The sequence below is a fragment of the Microbacterium bovistercoris genome (assembly GCF_003387575.1).
Lineage (GTDB): Bacteria > Actinomycetota > Actinomycetes > Actinomycetales > Microbacteriaceae > Microbacterium > Microbacterium bovistercoris.
The window spans coordinates 1-2148 of record NZ_QUAB01000003.1 but is presented as its reverse complement, the minus strand read 5'-3'; the positions used below and the strand labels follow the sequence as shown (position 1 = coordinate 2148).

2 protein-coding genes are annotated in these 2148 nt (G+C 62.5%); both read left to right on the top strand.

Annotation, left to right across the window (positions count from 1 at the left end):
* The first annotated feature begins 272 nt into the window (after nt 1-272).
* Entirely contained in the window at nt 273-764 is a 492-nt protein-coding gene (locus DY023_RS00155) for a HEAT repeat domain-containing protein (RefSeq protein WP_181905654.1), read from the top strand.
* Nucleotides 765-841: 77 nt separating this feature from the next.
* Nucleotides 842-1996, top strand: a complete 1155-nt coding sequence (locus DY023_RS00150; RefSeq protein WP_116240326.1) for an RHS repeat-associated core domain-containing protein — start codon at nt 842-844, stop codon at nt 1994-1996.
* The last annotated feature ends 152 nt before the right edge of the window (nt 1997-2148 follow it).

The following is a 2148-nucleotide window of genomic DNA, read 5'->3' as shown; positions in this document are numbered from 1 at the left end:
CTGGGCATCCCACGAGCCCGTCAGCTACGTTGGAGAACAGGTTCCCGTCGGAGCCGGTTCCAGATAACCGAGCCTCCACGAAACCCGGGGCGCTTCACTCTCCAACATGCGGCGGAGGACGGGTCGGTCACAATCGTCCGGAGGTTACCTTGAGCGCGGAAGGCACCCATCCTTCGAGTCTCGTGTCTTTGGAGCGCGAGCTCGGTGAGATGGGGTATCCATACGCTTCATTGGCTGAGTTGCGCAGGTCGGGAGTCCGATACCGCGCGGCAGTGCCGGTGTTGCTGTCCTACCTGACGCCGAGGACGGACCTTAAGACGCTGGAGGAGGTCATCAGAGCGCTATCAGTGTCATGGGCCAAGCCGGATGCGGTTGCCCCGATGATCAGCATGTTTCGCAACGTTGATGACCCGAAGGAGCTTGGAGTCAGGTGGACTGTTGGCAACGCCCTGGACGTGCTCTGGGACGACTCCCATTTCGATGAACTGGCTGAGCTGGCGATGGATCGGTCTTACGGTCGAGCACGAGAGATGCTCGTGCTCGGGATGAGGCGGTCTAAGGATCCGCGTGCTGCCGACATTCTGGTCGGGTTGTTAGACGATCCTTCTGTGAACGGACACGCTGTTGAGGCTTTGCAGAAGCTAGCCGTGCCTCAAGCCAGGAAGGGGCTCGAGGGGATGCTTGGAGACGAGCGTGCGTGGGTGCGTAGGTCGGCTCGTCGAGCTCTCGAAAAACTCGACAGGCGTGGAGCAGATACCGCGTAGCGACGTTATTGCCGGCTCACCACCGCAGACGCCGCGGAGCGTGGGGAGTAGGGCCATGAGAATCTACCGGAATCGAGGTGCTGTGCGCGTTCAGCCGAGGTGCCGACGCGCCGACATCGCGCACCTCGGGAACCGGCGGTGGCCTGTGGTGGCTTTCCCCCGACCCCGTGGGAACGGTCGGGCTGCAGATCAACGCAGCCACGGGCGTGGTCACCAGGCGGTGGATGGATCCGTACGGTGTCGCCCGGGGCGGGTCGGCCACGTGGTCGTCGAACTTCGGATACCTCAACCAGCCGAAGTCTGTGACAGGTCTCACCCAGCTCGGTGCTCGCGCCTACGACTCGGCTCTCGGCCGGTTCGTCACGGTCGACCCGCTGCTGGACACGTCCGACCCGCGTCACTCCAACGCGTACGCGTACGCGTTCAACTCGCCGATCTCGTACTCGGATGCCAGCGGCCTGCGGCCGATCATCGAGAAGCCCGACGGAGGGTGGTACACGCCACCCAAGACTAAGCAGGGCAGCACCAGCAACTCCACCCCGGTGAGCACGGCTCCCACTGCCCCGAAGAAGCATGGCAGGGGCCCGCAGGCCACGAACGACGCGCCCCCGTCCGCGGGCAACTCCGGCTGGAAGCCCACTCCGATCCTCGGCGTCGAGCTGAAGCCCTACACGCCGCTGACAGTGGGATCGCCAGGCTGGCGGGCCGAGATCGAAGAGCTCGACCGCAACTGCGGCAGCCGCGAGAACGCGACAGGTCCCTGCGAGATCGACCAAGTACTGGACCCCGCGTGGAAGGCCGCCGAAATCGCCATGCAACTCCTTCCAGTCGGAAGGATAATCAAGGGACTGCGAGGCGAAGTCATCCCGGCCGGCCCCGGGGCGGGGAGGCAGGTCAAGGGGATACGCGAACAACTGCCGGTGAATGGGGCGGCGCGTCCTTACCCGGAAATAATTGATCCGCGCTCCGGAACTCCGATCCACTTTCCCGGAGCTGGCCTCAAGAAGGTTCCTCCTTCTGAACGTGTTTCGTGGGGCGGGAAGGAGCGTGCCGCATACATCAGAGAATGGTATGATCGCGGTTACGATACGCCTGAGGGTGGCTGGTCCAGATATGATATCCACCACATTCAACCTCGCGAATACGGTGGCAACAATGATTTCCGGAATCTCGTGCCAGGTCCTCGAGAGATACATCAACAGCAATTCAACACCTGGTGGCGGGAGTACTGATGTCCGAACTGACCACGGCTTTTGCGAATATCATGGTTTGGACGCAGTCCTCGACTGATAGCATTCCATTTCGGTTGGCGTGCCGCGTGTCGCCGCCCGCGACCGAAGCTGACATGAACGTTCTATCCGGCTATTCGAACGTTCCGCCAGAA